Below are 18,955 nucleotides of genomic sequence, written 5' to 3' on the forward strand. Positions count from 1 at the left end.
CGATCTGATGCGCCTCCCGGTCAGGCCGGGGCCGGTGGTGCCGGGAAATGGGGCGCGGATGAACGGGAGGTCCCGGTCCGCATCCCTGACGCACCCGTGGGCCCGGCTGTCCCCCTGACCGTTCCTTCGGGGGCTTCCCGGCAGTCTTGTGGCATTCCGGGGCGGGCCGGGCGGTCAAGGGTGGCCGAAGGCCATCGCGCAGCGACGCGACCGCAGGGAGCGCCCTTGACGGCCCGGACCGACACGGAAGGACAGTGGACTGCCGGGAAACCCCCGAACCCATCCCGGTCCCGGCCGGCCGCAGCTCAGGCCCCGGCACCCCGATCAAGGTGTTTGCCTGCCCACCCGCGGCCATGGAGGCTGTGGGGAGCGAACATGCTTACGGGGGAGGCTTTTGGTGACCGGATACAGCACCGAATACGGAAGCGGGCCGGGGCGGTGGACGGGCGCGTCGTTGGCCGTCCTGTCGGTGATACCGGCGTTGATCAGCTGGACCCTCTTCACCGGGGCGCTGCCCGACGACGTCCGTCGTCATGACGCATACGTCTCCGCCGCGCCCTGTGGCAACACCGCCGACGACTGCGTCCGCACCCTCGCGCTCACCGTCGACCACACCGTGGTCAAGAAGGGCCGGAACGGCAAGTTCGAGGCGACGCTCTCCAACCAGGACGCCCGTAAGATCGTCGTGCTCTTCGGCGACCCCGGGCCGGTGCTCGCGCGGCTGGAGCCCGGTGATCAGGTGACCGCCACCGTGTGGCGCGGCCGGGTCATGACCGTCGCCAAGGAGGACGTCCGGCAGAGCTCCGCCGACGAGCCCCGCGACGACGCCCAGATGGACGCCGGCCTCGCCACCTTCGCGGGACTGCTCGCGGCCCTCGGGCTCGGCTTCGCGATCGCGTTGCTCGCCGGGCGCGGCGGGCGGCAGCCGTGGACCTGGCGCTCGCTCGGGATGCCCCTGCTGATCGGCTCGGCGCTCACCTGCCTCGCCGTGGCGGTCCCCGCCCTGCTGATCGGGCTTCCCTGGTGGGTCGTGCCCGGGGTCACGGTGCCGTTCGTGGCGTACGCCGCCTTCCGGCTCCACCGGTACCGGCTGCGGCAACTGGTCCCCCACCCCCGCGGAGTGACAGATTCCTCTCCCGCTCCGTGAACCCCGGCCCCGCCCGTGCCTACGCTCCCGGGCATGGGTGACGACAGGAATCCGAGGTGGTTGCGGGCCTGGTCCCGGATCTGGCGGTCCGGCACCCCCGCCGGGTCGGCGCACGTCTGGCCGTTGCGCTGACCCGGCCCGGGTGCGGGGTGCGGGCCGGAGCCGGGGTCCGAGCCCGTTCCGGTCCGCCCCGCTCCGCCGCCGTGTCAGTCGATGCCCTGCGCGAACCGGAAGAAGCGGTTCGGGTCGTAGGCGCGCTTGACCGAGCGGAGGCGGGAGTAGTTCCTGCCGTAGTAGGCGTCGCGCCAGTTGGTCAGGGCCGGGTCCATGTAGTTCTGGTACGACTGGTGCAGCGAGGCCGTGTACGGCTCCACCGTGTTGAAGCCCCTGTCGACCCAGGCCTGGCCCCGGTCCTTGTCCTCCTGCGTGAGGTTCGGGCTGGTCAGGCCCACCGAGTACCCGGCGTTGAACAGCGAGTCGCGGTGTACGAAGGCCGTGGCCGTCGGGGCGACATCGTTGACCTTGCCCGCGTAGGCGAACAGACCCAGGAAGCGGAACTGGCCCGGCCGGAAGTCGGCCGTGAAGGCCGCGAGGGCCGCCTCGGCGTTGGCGCGGGTCCAGCCGCGGGCGAAGAAGTTGTTGCGGCCCAGGGAGTAGTTGTCGCGCGTCAGCTGCGCCTCGGGCGAGTAGCCGATGCGGTGGCACTGGTCGACGGTCTTCGTGCCGCAGCCGAAGACGTTCATCATCGCCTCGCGGTAGGGCGCTTCGACGACCGTGCGCGAGGTCGTGGGCCGGCCGACGGCCGTGACGAGCTGGTCGAGGACCCGGTCGGCGTCGGCCTTCGGGCCGGCGTAGCCGCCGGTGAGGACGACGTACGGCTCGGTGCCCTGCGGGGCGTCCGTGGAGAGCAGGAACAGCAGCTCCGCGGAGAGCTCCCGGGGCGCGGTCGCGATCCAGTCCTGCCAGGCCAGGATCACCTGTACGGCGTCCGACCAGGCGAAGTTGAGGTTGTACGTGGTGAGCGAGGGGATCTGGACCGGCTGCACCTCGAAGTCGGTCACGACACCGAAGTTGCCGCCGCCACCGCCGCGCAGGCCCCAGTACAGGTCCGGGTTCTCGGTCTCGGAGGCCCGTACGGTCCGCCCGTTGGCCAGGACGACGCGGGCCGAGACCAGCCGGTCGGCGCCCATGCCGAACTTGCGGGTGGCGTAGCCGAGGCCGCCGCCCTGGAGCCAGCCGCCGACCGCGACGGTGGGGCACGTACCGGCCGCGACCTGGATGTTGTACGGGGAGAGGGAGTTGAGGACGTCGACGCCCTGGCTGCCCGGGCCCAGGTGGACGGTGTCGCCGGGGCGGACGTGGTTGAGCTTGGAGACGTCGATGACCAGACCGGGGGTGGTGGAGTAGCCGGCCTGGCTGTGGCCGCCGCTGCGCACCGCGGGGGCGAGGCCCCAGTCCTGGGCGAAGCGGATGCACGCGGCCACGTCGGCCTCGCTGGTGCAGTAGGCGATGGCCTGCGGGTGGATCGCGTCGTACTGGGCCAGCTGCAGCTGCTTGGCCGTCTCGTACGTGGCGTCACTCGGCAGGACGAGCCGGCCGGACAGCCGGCCCTGCAGGGTCTTCCACGGGGTGGCGCCGGCAGCCTGCGCCAGCATCAGGCCACCGGTTCCGGCGGTCAGTGCGGCGGCCGCCCCGACGCTGGCACCGGCGCGTATGAGCGAGCGTCTGCTGAGCACGTGAACCACACTCCGTTCAGTCCTGGCACGCAGGACAAGGCTTTCGGTCGAGTGCGTGCAGCCTCGGTCAGGAACGCACGGTTCCCGCCACGACCATCCGGAATCCGTCAGTACCCGGCGGCCGGCCGGCGCCGAGCTGACGTACTCGGCCCGCGGCCCGCAAGTTGGCCGGGGCGCACCGCCTACCGTGACGCCCCGACCGACGAGCAGGGGTGCAGGGAGGGGTGACGTCCGCATGGGCAGTGCGCACAGGCCGTACGTCCTGCTGTCCGCCGCGATGAGCGTGGACGGGCGGCTCGACGACGCGAGCCCCGACCGGCTGCTGCTGTCCTCGCCGGAGGACTTCGACCGGGTGGACGCCGTACGCGCCTCGTGTGACGCCCTGCTGGTGGGCGCGAGCACACTGCGGAAGGACGATCCGCGGCTGCTGGTGGGCGATCCGCGGCGCCGGGCCGCCCGCGTCGACCGCGGCGAGCCGGCCGATCCGCTCAAGGTCACCGTCACCGCCTCGCCCCTGCTCGACCCCGGCCTGCGCTTTTGGCACTGCGGCGGCGAGAAGCTGGTGTTCACCGTCGACGCGAGCGCGGGCCCGCTGCGCGCGGTGCTCGGCGGCCTGGCCGAGGTGGTGAGCACCGGGCCCGAGCTGGACTGGGCGCGGGTGCTCGACCTGCTCGCGGCGCGCGGTGTGGGGCGGCTGATGGTGGAAGGCGGTACGTCCGTGCACACGCAGCTGCTCGCCCTCGACCTGGCGGACGAGCTCCAGGTGGCCGTGGCCCCGCTGCTGGTCGGCCAGGAGGGCTCGCCGCGGCTGGTGGGCGCGGCCCGGTTCCCGGGCGGGCCGGCCGCCCGGATGCGACTGCTGGACGTGCGGGTGGCGGGCGACGCCGTCGTACTGCGCTACGCGCCGAAGGAGCGTGCCCTGTGACCCCGCTGTACCTGTCGGACGAGGAGTGGACGCGCCGGGCGATCGCCCTGTCGCGCCGGTGCCCGCCCAGTCCGGGCGCGTACTCGGTGGGCGCGGTGCTGGTGGACGGCGCCGGGATGGAGCTGGCGTACGGGTACAGCCGCGAGGGCGATCCGAGCGTGCACGCGGAGGAGTCGGCGCTGGCCAAGCTGGTGCCGGGCGACGCGCGGCTGCGCACGGCGACGCTCTACTCGACGCTGGAGCCCTGCTCGGAGCGGCGCTCCCGGCCGGATCCGTGTGCCCGGCTGGTGATCGCGGCCGGGGTGCGCCGGGTGGTCATCGCGTGGCGGGAGCCGGCCCTGTTCGTGGCCGCGTGCACGGGTGTGGCCGAGCTGCGCGCGGCGGGCATCGAGGTGGTGGAGCTGGAGCGGCTGGCCGGGGAGGCCCGGGAGGTCAACGCGCACCTGTGGGCGACGGGCCCGGGAAGTTGACGTACTCGTGCCAGCGGCGTTGTCCGCGCGGCGCGTGGCGCAAACAGTGGGCACCGCTAGCTCGCACTCATCCGGAGGTATTTTTCAATGTCTGAGCCGCTCCGCGTCGCAGTCATCGTCGCAAGTGTCCGTGACGGCCGGTTCGGCCCGGTCATCGCGAACTGGTTCACCGGTGTCGCCCGTGAGCGGCAGAGCCTGGACATCGACGTGATCGACCTGATCGAGCACGACCTGCCGAACCGGCTGTCGCAGTCGCCGGACCTGGAGGTCCAGGCCCAGCTGTCCGCGGTCTCCCCGCGGCTGGCCGCCGCCGACGCGTTCGTCGTCGTCACCCCCGAGTACAACCACTCCTACCCCGCCTCGCTCAAGTCGCTGATCGACTGGCACACCACCGAGTGGCACGCCAAGCCGGTCGGTTTCGTCGGCTACGGCGGTCTCGCGGGCGGCATGCGCGCCGTCGAGCACCTGCGCCAGATCTTCGCCGAGACCCACTCGGTGACGGTCCGCGACACCGTCGGATTCCACGGTCCCTGGGGCCAGTTCGACGAGGAGGGCAACCTCATCGACCCGACCGAGGCGGAGGCCGCGGCCAAGACCCTCCTGGACGCCCTGGAGTGGTGGGGCACCGCGCTGAAGGACAAGAAGGCCCAGCAGCCGTACGGCAGCTGATCGCCGACCCGCCACCACGCTCGGCCCGGCCCACCCTCCCGGGGTGCACCGCAGCCCAGGAGGAACGAGGAACGATGAGTCCGCGCACGACCTCTCCCCGGCCCACCGCCCCGCCCCGGGCCGCGTCGGGCGGCGGCGCACCCGACTGCCCCGCCTCGCCCGAGGCGGGGCAGTCGGTCTGGCGCGTGATCACGGGCATCTCCCTGCTCGGCATGCTGGTGGTGGGACAGCTGTACGTGGCGATCCCGCTGCTGCCGGACATCGGGCGGGCCTGGGGGGTGGACCAGGCGTCGGCCACCTGGGCCACGTCCGCGTACGCGGCGACGTACGCGCTCATATCGCTGTTCACCGGGCCGCTGGCCCGGCGGTTCGGCACCCGTACGGTGCTGGTGGCCGGGGTGAGCGCGCTGGCGGTGGCGACCGCCTGCGTGCCGCTGGCGGATTCCTTCGGTGCGGGGCTGGCGCTGCGGGCCGGGCAGGGGCTGTTCGCCGGCGTGTACGTACCGCTGGTGTACGCGTACCTGAACACGCACATGCCGGCCGCGAAGCTGCCGACCGCGCTGACGATCGTCTCCGCGTGCATGGCGGGGACCATCGTCGCCGGGCAGGTGGAATCCCAGCTGCTGGCCGCCGTCGTCGGCTGGCGGGGCACCTTCTGGGTGACCGCGCCGCTGCTGCTGGTGGGGGCGCAGATCCTGCGCCGGGTGCTGGCGCCGGAGGATCCGGCGCGGGCCAAGGCCGCCGGCGCCTCCGGGGAGCCCGCCTCGCGGGAGGACCGCGGCGCCACCCGGCGGATGTGGCTGCGGCTGCTGCCGCTGTACGTGGTCGGGCTCACCTGCTCCAGCACCCTGACCGCCGTCTACACGAGCGTGCAGCTCTACGGCCCGCCCTCCCTGGTCGGTGACGGCCAGGCGATGCTGACGCTGCGCGCCACCGCCATCCCCGCCCTGGTGCTGGGCGTGCTGGTGGCCCCGCTGCTGGGCCGGATACCGGCCCGCAAGCGCGGGGCCGGGGCGTTCGCCGTGGCGGCGCTGGGCATCTGCGGTGCCGGTGCGTTCGGCGGTACGGCGACCGGGCTGGCCGGGTCGATGTTCGTGTTCATGCTCGGCCTTGCGGCGATCGGCCCCGCCGTGGTGCAGGAGATCGGCTCCATCTCGGGCGTGGCCCACGGGGTCATGGCGACGGCGCTGTACGGGTTCACGCTCAACATCGGCGGCGGGGTGGGCGCTCAGATCCCGCTGGCGTTCGGCGAGGTCAGGGGCGTCGGGCTGTTCATGTCCGCGCTGCTGGGCGGCTGTGTGGTGCTGCTGGTCGTGACCGGCCGCCGCCGGCGCCGGGCCGCGTACGTGACGGACTAGAGCCGGCGCCCTCGATGGGGCGCCGGGCACGCAAGCAGGATCAACTCAAGGCCCCGGCAGTCGAAAACCGGAAACGAGCGGGGGCGGTCGAAAGGGAGTGCAACTCGTCATGACGAACATCGCTGTCATCTACTACTCGTCCACCGGCTCCACCCACAAGCTCGCCGAGGCCGCCGCCACCGCGGCCGAGAAGGAGGGCGCGGAGGTCCGCCTGCTGCGGGTCGCCGAGATCGCCCCGAACGGCGAGGCCGCGAGCCGCGACGGCGCCTCCGACTTCCAGAACGCCACCAAGGACATCCCCGTGGTGACCCTCGCGGACCTGGAGTGGGCGGACGGCATCCTCATCGGCACCCCGGTGCACTTCGGTCTCGCCGCCCCGCAGCTGATGCACTTCATCAACTCCACGTCGAAGCTGTCGATCGAGGGCAAGCTGCTGAACAAGGCTGTCTCGGCCTTCGCGTCCGGCTCGGCGGCCCACGGCGGGCAGGTCTCCGCGATCCTCGCCCTGCACAACGCGATCACCCACTGGGGTTCGCTGATCGTCTCCACCGGCTCGACCGACCCGGTGCTGTACAAGCCGAAGAACGGCAACCCGTACGGCGCCTCCGCCGTGGTCGGCGGCAACCCGGGCCAGGTCCCGGAGGAGAACCTGGAGGCCGCGGCCTTCCAGGCGCGCCGTACGCTTGAGGTCGCCTCCGTGGTCAAGACCCTGGACGAGCGGTGATCGACAACGGGCTCGCCACGGCGTACCTGGCCCGGATCGGCGCCTCGCGCCCCGCGAAGGCCGACCTGGCGTCGCTGGCCGAGCTGACCGAACGGCACGTGCTGACGGTTCCGTTCGAAAACCTCGACTACCACCTCGGCCAGGAGATCCACCTGGACGAGCGGGCCGTCGAGAAGATCGTGCACCAGGGCCGGGGCGGCGCCTGCTACGAGGTGAACCCGGCCTTCGGGCTGCTGCTGGAGGCGCTCGGCTTCCAGGTGGAGATCCTCTCGGCGCGGGTGCACCGCCCGGGCGGGCTCGGCGCTCCGCTGGGCCACCTGATGCTGCGCGTGACCGTCGACGGGGCCGCGTACCTGGTGGACGTGGGCTTCCGGCGCAACGCCCGCCGGCCGCTGCTGCTGGGGACCGAGACGGTGCAGTACGACCCGCAGGGCGCCTTCGCCTTCGGACCGGAGCGGCAGGGCGAGTTCGACCTGTTCCTGGACGGCGATCCGATGTACCGGGTGGACGGACGGGCCCGCGAGCTGGGCGAGTTCCGGCCTTCGCTGTGGTGGTTCCGCACCTGTCCGGACTCGCCGTTCATGCAGGACGTGTTCTGCTCGCTGCCCACGGTCGAGGGCCGGATCACGCTGAAGGGCCACACGCTGACCAAGCGGGTCCACGGCGAGTTCACCGTGGAGCACCTCGCCGACGACACCGAGGTGTTCGAGGCCTACCACAAGCACTTCGGAATGACGCTGGACCGGCTGCCCGTCGAGCCGGTGCGCCCCGAGGGCACGCCCGGCATCGCCGTCGAGTAGCCGCGGGTCCCCACCCCGCATCGCCGTCGAGTGGCCGCGGGTCCCCACCCCGCATCCCCGTCGCCCTCCCTCCCCCCACCCGCACCGCCGGATCCCCCCGCTCCCCCCACGGTGTGGGTTCCACCTCCACCGCCTCCGCCAGGTACCTCCTTTCCCCCCTCTCAGGAGTCACCATGACCACAACCGTCACGGCACCGGCCGATCTGCCCAATGCGTTCCTGCGCGCCTTCAACGCCCGCGACATGGAGGCGATCGACCGCCTCTTCGAGCCCGGGGCGGTACGCGTGCTCACCCCCGGCGAGGTCGTCACGGGCGAGGGCCGGCGCGACGCGACGCGCAGCTTCATGTCCCTCGGCATTCCGATGAAATTGACGGTGCGCCACTGCTACGAATATGACGACCTGGCGCTGCTTCTGTGTGACTATCTGATCAAGGGCGTCAAGCCGGACGGAACTTCCGTTCTCCACGAAGGCACGGCCACGGATGTGGTGCGCCGCGGTGCGGACGGTTCCTGGCGTTACGCCATCGACAACCCGCCGGGAATCGACCGCGAAAGCGCGAAGCCCTGATTCCCACAAGACAAGAGAGATTGAAGAGCCGATGACCAACGTCGCGATCGTCTACTACTCGGCCACCGGAAACATCCACAAGCTCGCCGTGGCCGCCGCCGAGGCGGCCGAGAAGGCCGGCGCGCAGGTGCGTCTGCGCCGGGTCGCCGAGATCCAGGAAGCCACCATCGCGCCCAACTTCGCCGAGTGGACCGAGGCGTTCCAGGAGCACGTCGGCGGCAGCAGCCGCGAGGTCGAGATCGCCACGCAGGACGACCTCGACTGGGCCGACGCGGTCATCTGGGGCACCCCGGGCCGCTACGGCGCCATGGCCGGCCCGCTCAAGCACTTCATCGACCAGACCTTCGAACTGCACGCGCGCGGCGGGCTGAAGAACAAGGCCATGTCCTCGTTCACGTCCACGGGCACCCAGCACGGCGGCCAGGAGTCGACCGTCCTGTCGCTGTCGAACGTCTTCTACCACTGGGGCGCGATCATCGTTCCCCCCGGCGTCACCGACCCGATCATGGTGGCGCCGAGCAACGGCAACCCGTACGGCGTGAGCGCCACCTCCGGGCTCCAGGCCGTCCCCGGGCTGCTCGCCCAGAACGTGACCGAGGACAACCTCAAGGCGGTCGGCTACCAGACCGTCCGCACCCTCCAGGTCGCCGCGGCGCTCAAGCAGGGCCTGGGGAACTGACACACGCCCACAAGCGGCGAGAACAGCAAGAACAGCAACGCACCGGCACCGGAAAGGCCCGTAGCGGGAGCATCCGCTACGGGCCTTTTTTCGCGCGCACCACAGTGAATTCCCGCCATTTCGATGGCTCGATTCCGTCGAGCTGACACAGTCAAACAACCGCCATTGGGCCCGGGCATTCTTGGTGAGAACTTGAACACATGCTCCGGATTCCCAAGAACAAGACGCCGCTCTACCTCGGCCTGGTGGCCGAGGAGGCTGCCGCCCAGTTCGGCGCCAACACCATCACGCTCGACCGCACCATGGACGCCCTCCCCGAGGTCGGCCAGGTCCTGACGGTCGCCCAATTCGCCGACCTGATCGCCGAGATGGCAAACCGCCTGTGGGCCAGTGGTATCCGGCCCAGCGAGCACGTCGTCATCCACAAGACCAACAACTTCGACATCACCCTCTTCGCGTGCGCGTCGGCCCGCATCGGTGCCGTCCCGGTGATGCTCTCCGCGCACCTCGACGGAGAGACCATCAACGCGCTGCTCCAGCGGCTGCCGTCACCGACGCTGCTGACGGACGCCGCGAAGCTGAACGGCTCGCTGGCCGATTCGCCGCTCGCCGAGCTCACCGCGCGGGTCATCTCGGTCACCGAGCCGGTCGAGGGCGCGATCTCGCTCTCCGACCTGGCCGGCGCCCCCGAGCGCACGGCGGTGACGCTGCACCCCGACTCGCACGCCATCATGACCCACACCTCGGGCACGACCGGCATCCCCAAGCTCGTGGTGCACTCCGCCCGTTCGATCGGTGCCCGCTACCGCTGGCAGAACATCCCCGTCAGCCTGCTGCGCCAGCGCGAGCCGATCCTGATGCACGTCTCCTACGTCCACTCGCGGATGTACCCGGGCATCGCGTCCATGATGCTGAACAACAAGCCGATGGTGTTCCTGGACGACGCCGAGCCGGCGAAGGTCGCCGACGCGATGGTCAAGTACCGTCCGGGAGTCTTCGAGACGCACCCGAACTCCTTCCTGGAGTGCGAGTCGATCCTCGACGACCCGCGCAAGCCCTTCAAGACGGTCCGCTTCTACAACTCGACCTTCGACGCCATCCACCCGGGCACGATGGACAAGTTCCTGCGGGCCTCGGAGCGCAAGAGCCCCGTCTTCCTCCAGGTCTACGGCCAGAGCGAGTGCGGCCCGCTGGTCGGCCGCCCGTACACCCGCAAGACCGTCATGCAGGCCGACGGCCGCTGCCAGGGCTACTCCACCCCGGGCATCACCAAGTACCGCCTCGTGTCCCGCAACGGCAAGCCCGTCTCCCGCGACAACCCCGGCTACATCGACGTCCAGACCTCGGGCCGCGCCCTGACCTACTACGGCGAGGCCGAGCGCTTCGAGAAGCAGCTCGACGGCGACTGGTGGCGCGGCGGTGACATCGGCTACCGCACCAAGTGGGGCTGCCTGCACCTGCTGGACCGCGAAGTCGACCAGATCCCGACGATCCACTCGACCCTGGAGGTCGAGGACACCGTCCTGCACCGGCTGCCCGAGCTCACCGAGCTCATCATCGTGCCGGGCCCCGAGAAGGAGCCCGTGCCCGTCGTCTGCACCAAGGACGACGCACCCCTGGACCTGGCCCGCTGGAAGCGCGCCATCGCCGACCAGTCCACGATGGCCGACCCCATCCAGATGAAGCTCGGCGAACTGCCGCGCACGGCCACCGCCAAGATCAAGCGTCTTGAGCTGGCCCGCCGGCTGGCCGACCAGGTGACCCACGAACTGGCCTCCTGAGCAGGCGCTCCCACCTGACTCCACCGCACTGCACCGCATCGCACCGCACCAGGTACGACCCATCGACCCCCGACCCGACCCCGGGAGCTGTACACCATGTCAACCACCCAGAACCAGGAAGGCCGGCGCAAGCACCTCGGCCTCACCCTGGCGCTGCTCGCCTTCGCACAGCTGATCATCTCCATCGACTACAACATCGTCTACGTGGCGCTGCCCGACATCGGCAGCGGCCTCGGCTTCTCCGCCCAGACCCTGCAGTGGGTCGTCAGCGCCTACGCCGTCGCCTTCGGCGGGTTCCTGCTCCTCGGCGGCCGTGCCTGCGACCTGTTCGGCCCGCGCCGCATGTTCGTCCTGGGCCTCGCCCTCTACGCCGGCTCCTCCCTGCTCGGCGGCCTCGCCGGCACCCCCGAGGTGCTGATCGCCGCCCGCGCGATCCAGGGCATCGGCGGCGCCTTCCTCTTCCCGGCGACCCTCACCCTGGTCTCCACCAGCTTCGCGGAGGGCAAGGAGCGCAACCGCGCCTTCGCCGTCTGGGGCACCGCCGGCGGCAGCGGCATGATCGTCGGCTCCCTGCTCGGCGGCGTGCTCACCCAGTCCCTCGGCTGGGAGTCGGTCTTCTACGTCAACGTCCCGCTGGCCGGCATCGCCGCCCTGCTCGCCTTCCCGCTGATCAAGCCGGACGCCGCCCGCAACGCCGCCCGCAGCTTCGACCTGCTGGGCGCCCTGACCTCCACGGTCGGCATCACCGCGATCGTCTTCGCCCTGGTCCAGGGTCCCGAGTCCGGCTGGGCCTCCGGTGAGGTCCTCGGCGCCCTCGCCGTCGGCGTGGTCCTGCTCATCGCCTTCTTCGTCATCGAGAAGAAGTCCTCGGACCCGCTGCTGCCGCTGACGCTCTTCAAGAACCGCAACCTCACCACCGCGGTCGGCGTGACCTTCTTCTACATGGCCACCTTCGGCACCCTGCTGTACTTCCTCACCGTCTACTTCCAGGGCGTCCACGGCTACAGCCCGCTGGAGACCGGCGTCGCCTTCCTCGTCCCGATGGTCGCCATCGCCATCGGCGCCCAGACGGCCGGTGGCCTCGCCACCAAGCACGGCATCCGCGCCATCATGGTCGGCGCCATGGTCATCGGTGTCATCGGCACCGCGATCGTCGGCATCACCATGGCCACGGACGCCTCGTACTGGGCCCTCGTCCCCGGCCTGATCATCATGGGCCTCGGCCAGGGCGCCGGCTACACCCTGATGTTCGGTGCCGCCGCCATCGGCGTCGCCCCCGAGGAGCAGGGCATCGCCTCCGGTGTCGCCTCCACCACCCAGCAGATCGGTGGCGCCGTCGGCCTCGCCGTCCTCGTCGCCATCGCCAACTCCGGCCTGGAGGGCCAGACGGGTGAGGCACTGCGCTCCGCCACCACCGACGGCATCCAGAAGGCGGTCTTCATCGCCGCGGCCGGCATCGTCATCACCGGTCTGATCGCCCTGGGCCTCAAGAAGCCCGAGCAGAAGGCGCAGACCGCGCCCGCCGCCGAGCGCGAGTCACAGACCGCCGGAGTCTGATCCGGCAGCACGACACGCACCGCACGGCGAAGGCCCCCACCCGTCAGGGTGGGGGCCTTCGCCGTGCCCCGGGCCCCGCTGCGCAGGCCCGGGGGGCGGGGCGCCGGGAGCGGTACGGGGGCGCAAAAGACCGCCGGGGGGTGTCCCGGAGCCGGGACACCCCCCGGCGGCGCGGGGCGGGAAGCGGTTCAGACGGAGGCGAGCAGGGCCTCTGCGGAATCGGGCAGTTCACGGCCCAGCAGGGACCGCAGCCGCGGGTAGGCGGCCGCGTCCCCGGCGAGGATCCCGCCGAGGAGGCTGTCGCCCTCCGAGTCCAGGACGAGCTTGGCGTACACCTGCCCGCCCGCCGACTCCCGTACGAACTCCAGCGCGCCCGGGGTCTGCGCGTGGGCGTCGCCGAAGGAGGCGACGTCCACGCCCATCAGCTTGAGCTTCGTGGACATGTCGGCGCCCGGGAAGCGGGACGGGCCCTCTCCCAGCAGCTGGGAGGCGACGGCCTCCGCCATCCGGTATCCCGGGGCCACCAGGCCGTAGCAGCGGCCCTCGACGGCCGCGCACTCGCCGATGGCCCAGACGTGCGGGTCCTCGGTGCGGCAGTGGTCGTCGACGAGGAAGCCGCCGCGCTCGCCGCGCGCCAGCTCCGCGGGGCCGGCCAGGGAGTCCTGGGGCCGCACCCCGGCGGAGAAGACCACGAGGCCCGTCTCGATGGACGTGCCGTCCGCGAAGACCAGGCGGGCCACGCGGCCGTCGTCGCCCGCCTCGATCCGGCTGGTCGCCACGCCCAGGTGGGTGGTGACGCCCAGCCCGGTGACGAGCCGGTCGAGTACGCGGCCGCCGCCCTCGTCGATCTGGACGGGCATCAGCCGCGGGGCCATCTCCACCACGTGCGGGGAAAGTCCCAGCAGGCGCAGGCCGTTGGCGGCCTCCAGGCCGAGGAGGCCGCCGCCGATCACCACGCCAGTGGTGGTGCGGGTGGCGGCCTCGCGGATGGCGTCGAGGTCGTCGAGGGTGCGGTAGACGCAGACGCCGGGCAGTTCACGGCCGGGGACGGGCGGGACGAAGGGCACCGATCCGGTGGCCAGGACCAGCGCGTCGTAGGGGATGCGCCCGCCGTCCTCCAGGGCTGCGGTGCGGTTCGCCCGGTCAATGCCGACGGCCCTGGTGGAGGTGTGGAACTCCACCAGGGCGTCGTCGAACAGGGGGGCCTTCACGAGGCTCAGCTCGGCCGGGGTCTTGTCGTCGAGGGCGGACGAAAGCCTGACCCGGTCGTAGGCGGGGTGTCTCTCCTCTCCGAGGACCACCACCCGCCAGGTTCCGTCCGGGTCCCGGGAGCGGAGCTCCTCGACGAGCCGGTGTCCGGTCATTCCGTGTCCGATGACGACGAGGGTTCGGGTGGTCATGCGGTTTTCCTTTGCGGGGTGAGGGCCTCCGCGCCGGGTCAACTGCCGGTCGCGGCAGGCGTGGGGGAGGCCAGGGAGATGCAGATGGACTCCACCTGACGGGCGCAGCCACCGCAGCCGGTGGTCGCGCGGGTGGCGCTCGCGAGCTCGGCGAGCCCCTGCGCCCCGGCGTGCCAGGCCCGGGTGAGGTCCTGGTGGGTGACGTTGTTGCACAGGCAGATGACGGTCTCGGGCGTGATCTCTTCGGAGCCGGCCTTGGTCAGGCGCGGGGCCCGTCCCATGAGGAAGCTGAGCCGGTCGCGGGGGACGGGCGCGTCGTGGACGTACAGCTCGGTCGTGGTGGCGATGGCCCGGTCGAAACCGAGCAGGACCCCGGCGGTGATGTGCTCGCCGGTCAGCTCCAGGCGCGCGTAACGGCCGTTCGCCGGGTCGTTGAGGGTGATCGTCTCGTCGCACGGGGCGGCGCCCGGCATGCCGAGGACCACCAGGCCGGGGCCCGCGATCCGGGGCCGCAGGACGCGGCGGGCGGGGGCCACGCCGCGGGCTCCGTGGGCCAGGTGGCGGGCCAGGGCCTCGGCCTGGGCCCAGCCGGAGGCCAGGGATCCGCCGCGGTTGCCGCGGTGTTCGGCGCAGTCGCCGATGGCGTGGATCAGCGGGTCGTCGGTGCGCATGCTGTCGTCGACGAGGATGCCGGTGCGCACGGCCAGTCCGGCGGTGCGGGCCAGGCCCGTCTCGGGCAGGACGCCGGTGCACAGCAGCAGGGTGTCGGCGGGCAGGGTGGTCCCGTCGGCGAGGGTGAGGGTGCCGGGGGCCCCGGCGGTGGCGGGGGTGTACGCGGTGGCGGGGCTGCCGGCGACGAGTTCGACGCCGGCGGCGGTGAGCCGGTCCCGTACGAGGGCCCCCGCGGCCGCGTCGAGGAGGTGGTCCATCGGCCAGGGGCGGGGGTGGACGAGGGTGACGGGCCGGTTCTTCAGGGCGAGCGCGAACGCGGCTTCGACGCCGAGGGATCCGGCGCCCAGGATGGTCACGGGGGTCCGGGCGGCCACGACGGCCGGAGCGGTGAGCCGGGTGCAGTCGGCGAGGGTGCGCAGGACGGCGACCCCGGCGGCGGGGCTGCCGTCGGGGGCGCGCAGGCCGGGCAGGTCCGGCAGGAGCGGGGTGGCGCCGGTGGCCAGGATCAGCCGGGCGTACGGGAAGACGTCCCCGTCCGCGGTGTGCACGCGGCGCCGGACCCGGTCGATGCGGACGGCGCAGACGCCGGTGCGGATCGTGGTGTCGCCGGGCGGCGGGGGCAGCTCCATGGCCTCGATCGGCAGGCTGCCGTCGAGGGCGGAGGTGAGCAGCGCCCGGTGGTAGGCGGGGGTGTCCTCGGCGCCGAGGACGGTGACGGGGTCCTCGCAGCCGAAGTGGCGCAGCCGGTCGAGGATCTGGTGGGCGGCGGGGCCGTTGCCGATGACGAGGATCGGCGCGGTGGAGTGCGTGGTCATGGGCGGGCGTCCTGGAGGAGTGCGGGGCCCTGGCCGGGGCCGGGTGCGGAGGCGGGCACGATGGCGGCGGCGTCGTCCTCGAAGTCCTCCTCGATGCCGTCGTTCCCGGCGTCCGTCTCGGGGAATTCGAGTTCCGCCGGTTCGATGCGGACCGCGCACACCTTGAACTCGGGCATGCGGCTGCGCGGGTCGAGCGCGTCGTTGGTGAGCAGGTTGGCCCGTCCGGCGCCCGGGAAGTGGAACGGCAGGAAGACCGTGTCGGCGCGCAGGGTCGGGTCCAGGCGGACCCGGGCGAGCGTGGTGCCGCGCGCCGAGCTGACCCGGGCGTGGCCGCCGTCGGTCAGGCCTGCCCGGGCGGCCGTGTCGGGATGCACCTCGACGTGCGCCTCGGGGGCGGCTGCGGCCAGCTGCGGCACCCGGCGGGTCTGCGCTCCGGACTGGTACTGGGCCAGGACCCGGCCCGTGGTGGCGTACAGGGGGTGCTCGGCGTGCGCCTCCTCGGCGGGCGGGCGGTGCTCCACCTCGGCGAAGCGGGCCCGGCCGTCGGGGTGGGCGAAGCGGTCGAGGAAGAGCCGGGGGGTGCCGGGGTGGGCGGGCTCGCCGCCGGGTGTCCCGGGGCAGGGCCAGTGCAGGGTCTCGCCCGCGTCGAGGCGGTCGTAGCTGATCCCCGAGTAGTCGGCGGGGCCGCCGCGCGAGGCGCGGCCCAACTCCTCGAAGACGGCGCGGGGTTCGACCGGGTAGCGCTCGGGGAGGTCGCCGAGGCGGGTGGCGAGGGCGTGCAGGACGGCGAGGTCGGAGCGGGCCCCGGGCGGCGGGTCGAGCAGTCGGCGCCGGCGCAGGATGCGGCCTTCGAGGTTGGTCATGGTGCCCTCCTCCTCGGCCCACTGGGTGACGGGCAGCACCACGTCGGCCATGCGGGCGGTCTCGGAGGGCACGAAGTCGGCGACGACGAGCAGGTCGAGGGAGGCCATGCGTTCGGCGACGCGGTCGGCGCGCGGGGCGGAGACCACCGGGTTGGCGCCGAAGACGAGCAGGGCGCGCGGGCCGGTGTCGGTGCCGAGGGCGCTGAGGAGTTCGTAGGCGCTGCGGCCCGGGCCCGGGATGACCTCGGGGTCGACGCCCCAGACGCCCGCCACGTGCGCGCGGGCCGCCGGGTCGGTGATCATCCGGTAGCCGGGCAGCTGGTCGGCCTTCTGGCCGTGCTCGCGGCCGCCCTGGCCGTTGCCCTGGCCGGTGAGGCAGCCGTATCCGCTGCCCTCCCGGCCGGGCAGGCCCAGGGCGAGGGCGAGGTTGATGAAGGCGGCGACGGTGTCGGTGCCCTTGCTGTGCTGTTCGGCGCCGCGTCCGGTGAGGACGTACGCGCGCTGGGCGGCGGCGAGCATCCGTACGGCCTCGCGCATGTCGCTGACGGGTACGCCGGTGACCTTCTCCACGCGCTCGGGCCACCAGGAGGCGGCGCGCTTCCAGGCGGCTTCGAAGCCGCCCGTGCGCTGGTCGACGTAGGTCCGGTCGGTGTGGCCGTCGACGACGAGGATGTGCATCAGGCCGAGGGCGAGGGCCAGGTCGGTGCCGGGGCGGGGCTGGAGGTGCAGGGCGGCGCGGGCGGCGGTGGGGGTGCGGCGCGGGTCGATGACGATCAGCCGGGCGGAGCTCAGGTGGCGCATCAGCGGGGGCATCGTCTCGCCGGGGTTGGCCCCGGCGAGCATGATCACGTCGGCTGCGCCGAGGTCGGTGACGGGGAAGGGCAGTCCGCGGTCCAGGCCGAAGGCGGCGTTGCCCGCGGCGGCCGCCGAGGACATGCAGAAGCGGCCGTTGTAGTCGATCTGGCTGGTGCCGAGGGCGAGGCGGGCGAACTTGCCGAGCAGGTAGGCCTTTTCGTTGGTGAGTCCGCCGCCGCCGAACACGCCGACGGCGTCGGCGCCGTGTTCGGCGCGGATCCGGGCGAGGCCGGCGGCCACGGTGTCGAGGGCGGTGTCCCAGTCGGTGGGGCGCAGGGTCCCGCCGGCGTCGCGGACCATCGGGGTCCGGATCCGGTCGGGGGTGGTGAGCAGGGTGGGGGCGGTCCAGCCCTTCTGGCACAGGCCGCCGCCGTTGACGGGGAAGTCCGGGTCGGGCTGGACGTCGGCTCCGCCCGACCGGTCCTCGCGGCTCAGCAGGGTGCCGCATTGCAGGGCGCAGTACGGGCAGTGGGTCCGTACGGTCGCGGCGTCCCCGGACGGTATCCGGTCAGACATGGACGTTCTCCGGGCGGGTGGCGGCGGCCACCGTCTGCTGCGCGCGCGCTGCCGGGGCGGCTGCGGCCGCGCGCTCGCGGCGCACGTACACCGTCCAGACGACGGCGGCGCAGAGGGCGTAGTAGCCGAGGAAGGACAGGAAGGCGGGGGCGCCGTTGCTCGCTCCGCCGCTGTAGGCGCCGCGGAAGGCGAGGTTGATGGCGACTCCGCCGAGCGCGCCGATGGCGCCGGAGATGCCGATGGCGGCGCCCGACAGGCGGCGGGCGGAGGCGAAGGCCCGGGTGGCGTCCTCACCGCGGACGATGCGGGCCTCGGCCTGGCGGGTGAAGGCCGCGGGGATCAGCTTGTAGGTGGAGCCGTTGCCGATGCCGCTGAGGACGAACAGGGCGGTGAATCCGGCGATGAAGATCGTCAGGGAGTCGCGGGCGGAGGCGAGGAGCAGCACCCCGGTGCCCAGCCCCATGCCGCCGAAGGTGAGGAGGGTGATGCGGGCGCCGCCGAAGCGGTCGGCGAGCCAGCCGCCGAAGGGGCGGGAGAAGGAGCCGAGCAGCGGGCCGAGGAAGGTGTACGAGGCCGCCTGGAGCGGGGTGGAGCCGAACTGGGTCTGCAGGACCAGGCCGAAGGCGAAGCCGTAGCCGATGAACGAGCCGAAGGTGCCGATGTACAGGAGCGAGATCAGCCAGGTGTCGCGCTGGGCGAGGGCCTCGCGCTGGGCGCCGGGGTCGGTCCGTACGGTCGCGATGTTGTCCATCTTCAGGGCGCAGCAGAGCGAGACGAGCACGATCAACGGCAGGTAGGTGGCGGCGATGTACGCCGGGTGGGTGTCGCCCGCGGTGGAGATGACGAGCAGGCCCAGCAGCTGCACGGCGGCCACGCCGAGGTTGCCGCCGCCGGCGTTGAGGCCGAGGGCCCAGCCCTGGTGGCGGCGGGGGAAGAAGCCGGTGATGTTGGTCATCGAGGAGGCGAAGTTGCCGCCGCCGACTCCGCCGAGGGCGCTGATCAGCAGGAACACCCACAGCGGGGTGCCGGGGCGCTGGATGAAGAACACGGTGAGCCCGGCGGGTACCAGCAGGATCGCCGAGGCGAACACGGTCCAGTTGCGGCCGCCGAAGCGGGTGACGGCGTAGCTGTACGAGGGGCGCAGGAGGGCGCCGACGAGCGTGGGGGTGACGACGAGGAGGAACTTCTCGTCGGGCGCGAAGCCGAGTCCGATCGCCGGCGTCATGAAGAGCACCAGGACCGACCACATGCTCCAGACGGAGAAGCCGATGTGCTCGGAGATGACGGACAGGTAGAGGTTGCGGCGGGCGATGCGCTTGCCGCCCTGCTCCCAGAACTGTTCGTTCTCGGCGTCCCAGTCCTCGATCCAGCGCCCCTTGGCTGATCGCGTGGCACTCATGACCTGGTTTCTCCCTTTGT

At 72.4% G+C, this 18,955-nt stretch carries 16 protein-coding genes; 11 read left to right on the forward strand and 5 right to left on the reverse strand.

Annotated elements, in window-relative coordinates; all coding sequences use genetic code 11:
- The first annotated feature begins 397 nt into the window (after positions 1-397).
- Positions 398-1,147, forward strand: a complete 750-nt coding sequence (locus tag ACFYXV_RS05885; protein ID WP_389382074.1) for a hypothetical protein — start codon at positions 398-400, stop codon at positions 1,145-1,147.
- A 206-nt stretch (positions 1,148-1,353) separates the two neighbouring features.
- On the opposite strand, the gene ACFYXV_RS05890 is transcribed toward ACFYXV_RS05885, so the two are convergent.
- The gene (locus ACFYXV_RS05890) at positions 1,354-2,883 is read right to left on the reverse strand and encodes an FAD-binding oxidoreductase (RefSeq protein WP_389382075.1); all 1,530 of its coding nucleotides are present in this window, start codon (positions 2,881-2,883) and stop codon (positions 1,354-1,356) included.
- 235 nt (positions 2,884-3,118) lie between these two features.
- Here ACFYXV_RS05890 and ACFYXV_RS05895 point away from each other — a divergent pair, with 235 nt between their 5' ends.
- From ACFYXV_RS05895 to ACFYXV_RS05940, 10 genes are all read left to right on the forward strand, one after another.
- On the forward strand, positions 3,119-3,808 hold the full coding sequence (locus ACFYXV_RS05895; RefSeq protein WP_389382076.1) for a RibD family protein: 690 nt from the start codon (positions 3,119-3,121) through the stop codon (positions 3,806-3,808).
- Positions 3,805-4,278: a deaminase gene (locus tag ACFYXV_RS05900; RefSeq protein WP_385476305.1), complete on the forward strand. Its 474-nt coding sequence runs from the start codon at positions 3,805-3,807 to the stop codon at positions 4,276-4,278. Before ACFYXV_RS05895 ends, ACFYXV_RS05900 begins: the two co-directional genes overlap by 4 nt.
- 87 nt (positions 4,279-4,365) lie before the next feature.
- The gene (locus ACFYXV_RS05905; RefSeq protein WP_385476303.1) at positions 4,366-4,947 is read left to right on the forward strand and encodes an NADPH-dependent FMN reductase; all 582 of its coding nucleotides are present in this window, start codon (positions 4,366-4,368) and stop codon (positions 4,945-4,947) included.
- A 74-nt stretch (positions 4,948-5,021) separates the two neighbouring features.
- Complete coding sequence (locus tag ACFYXV_RS05910; RefSeq protein WP_383502481.1) at positions 5,022-6,305, forward strand: MFS transporter; 1,284 nt, start codon at positions 5,022-5,024, stop codon at positions 6,303-6,305.
- Positions 6,306-6,414: 109 nt separating this feature from the next.
- Positions 6,415-7,029 carry an NAD(P)H-dependent oxidoreductase gene (locus tag ACFYXV_RS05915; RefSeq protein ID WP_383344452.1) on the forward strand — a complete coding sequence of 205 codons (615 nt, stop codon included), beginning with the start codon at positions 6,415-6,417 and terminating at the stop codon, positions 7,027-7,029.
- A complete protein-coding gene (locus tag ACFYXV_RS05920; protein ID WP_385476300.1) occupies positions 7,026-7,829 on the forward strand; it encodes an arylamine N-acetyltransferase in 804 nt (267 codons plus the stop codon). Before ACFYXV_RS05915 ends, ACFYXV_RS05920 begins: the two co-directional genes overlap by 4 nt.
- Before the next feature lie 173 nt (positions 7,830-8,002).
- On the forward strand, positions 8,003-8,398 hold the full coding sequence (locus ACFYXV_RS05925) for a YybH family protein (protein WP_383344458.1): 396 nt from the start codon (positions 8,003-8,005) through the stop codon (positions 8,396-8,398).
- A gap of 31 nt (positions 8,399-8,429) precedes the next feature.
- Complete coding sequence (locus ACFYXV_RS05930) at positions 8,430-9,077, forward strand: NAD(P)H-dependent oxidoreductase (protein WP_048477414.1); 648 nt, start codon at positions 8,430-8,432, stop codon at positions 9,075-9,077.
- 200 nt (positions 9,078-9,277) lie between these two features.
- Positions 9,278-10,858, forward strand: coding sequence for a class I adenylate-forming enzyme family protein (locus tag ACFYXV_RS05935; protein WP_383344464.1), 1,581 nt, complete (start codon positions 9,278-9,280; stop codon positions 10,856-10,858).
- 96 nt (positions 10,859-10,954) lie between these two features.
- Entirely contained in the window at positions 10,955-12,415 is a 1,461-nt protein-coding gene (locus ACFYXV_RS05940; RefSeq protein ID WP_385476297.1) for an MFS transporter, read from the forward strand.
- Positions 12,416-12,603: 188 nt separating this feature from the next.
- Here ACFYXV_RS05940 and ACFYXV_RS05945 read toward each other — a convergent pair whose 3' ends face one another.
- Genes ACFYXV_RS05945 through ACFYXV_RS05960 form a run of 4 tightly spaced genes read right to left on the reverse strand, consistent with a single transcriptional unit; the run spans position 12,604 to position 18,935 of the window.
- Positions 12,604-13,815, reverse strand: a complete 1,212-nt coding sequence (locus ACFYXV_RS05945; protein ID WP_385471803.1) for an NAD(P)/FAD-dependent oxidoreductase — start codon at positions 13,813-13,815, stop codon at positions 12,604-12,606.
- Positions 13,816-13,853: 38 nt separating this feature from the next.
- Entirely contained in the window at positions 13,854-15,302 is a 1,449-nt protein-coding gene (locus ACFYXV_RS05950) for an FAD-dependent oxidoreductase (protein ID WP_389382077.1), read from the reverse strand.
- The gene (locus ACFYXV_RS05955) at positions 15,299-17,536 is read right to left on the reverse strand and encodes a molybdopterin oxidoreductase family protein (RefSeq protein ID WP_389382078.1); all 2,238 of its coding nucleotides are present in this window, start codon (positions 17,534-17,536) and stop codon (positions 15,299-15,301) included. The genes ACFYXV_RS05950 and ACFYXV_RS05955 overlap by 4 nt, the downstream gene beginning before the upstream one ends.
- Complete coding sequence (locus ACFYXV_RS05960) at positions 17,529-18,935, reverse strand: MFS transporter (RefSeq protein WP_385471794.1); 1,407 nt, start codon at positions 18,933-18,935, stop codon at positions 17,529-17,531. Before ACFYXV_RS05960 ends, ACFYXV_RS05955 begins: the two co-directional genes overlap by 8 nt.
- Between the last annotated feature and the right edge of the window lie 20 nt (positions 18,936-18,955).

The sequence above is a fragment of the Streptomyces sp. NPDC002181 genome (assembly GCF_042890485.1).
GTDB lineage: Bacteria > Actinomycetota > Actinomycetes > Streptomycetales > Streptomycetaceae > Streptomyces.

Coding starts and splice junctions, on each gene's coding strand:
- ACFYXV_RS05955 (WP_389382078.1), bottom strand. CDS start 17,536: ATGTCTGACCGGATACCGTCCGGGGACGCCGCGACCGTACGGACCCAC.
- ACFYXV_RS05935 (WP_383344464.1), top strand. CDS start 9,278: ATGCTCCGGATTCCCAAGAACAAGACGCCGCTCTACCTCGGCCTGGTG.
- ACFYXV_RS05950 (WP_389382077.1), bottom strand. CDS start 15,302: ATGACCACGCACTCCACCGCGCCGATCCTCGTCATCGGCAACGGCCCC.
- ACFYXV_RS05910 (WP_383502481.1), top strand. CDS start 5,022: ATGAGTCCGCGCACGACCTCTCCCCGGCCCACCGCCCCGCCCCGGGCC.
- ACFYXV_RS05925 (WP_383344458.1), top strand. CDS start 8,003: ATGACCACAACCGTCACGGCACCGGCCGATCTGCCCAATGCGTTCCTG.
- ACFYXV_RS05895 (WP_389382076.1), top strand. CDS start 3,119: ATGGGCAGTGCGCACAGGCCGTACGTCCTGCTGTCCGCCGCGATGAGC.
- ACFYXV_RS05940 (WP_385476297.1), top strand. CDS start 10,955: ATGTCAACCACCCAGAACCAGGAAGGCCGGCGCAAGCACCTCGGCCTC.
- ACFYXV_RS05945 (WP_385471803.1), bottom strand. CDS start 13,815: ATGACCACCCGAACCCTCGTCGTCATCGGACACGGAATGACCGGACAC.
- ACFYXV_RS05960 (WP_385471794.1), bottom strand. CDS start 18,935: ATGAGTGCCACGCGATCAGCCAAGGGGCGCTGGATCGAGGACTGGGAC.
- ACFYXV_RS05905 (WP_385476303.1), top strand. CDS start 4,366: ATGTCTGAGCCGCTCCGCGTCGCAGTCATCGTCGCAAGTGTCCGTGAC.
- ACFYXV_RS05915 (WP_383344452.1), top strand. CDS start 6,415: ATGACGAACATCGCTGTCATCTACTACTCGTCCACCGGCTCCACCCAC.
- ACFYXV_RS05930 (WP_048477414.1), top strand. CDS start 8,430: ATGACCAACGTCGCGATCGTCTACTACTCGGCCACCGGAAACATCCAC.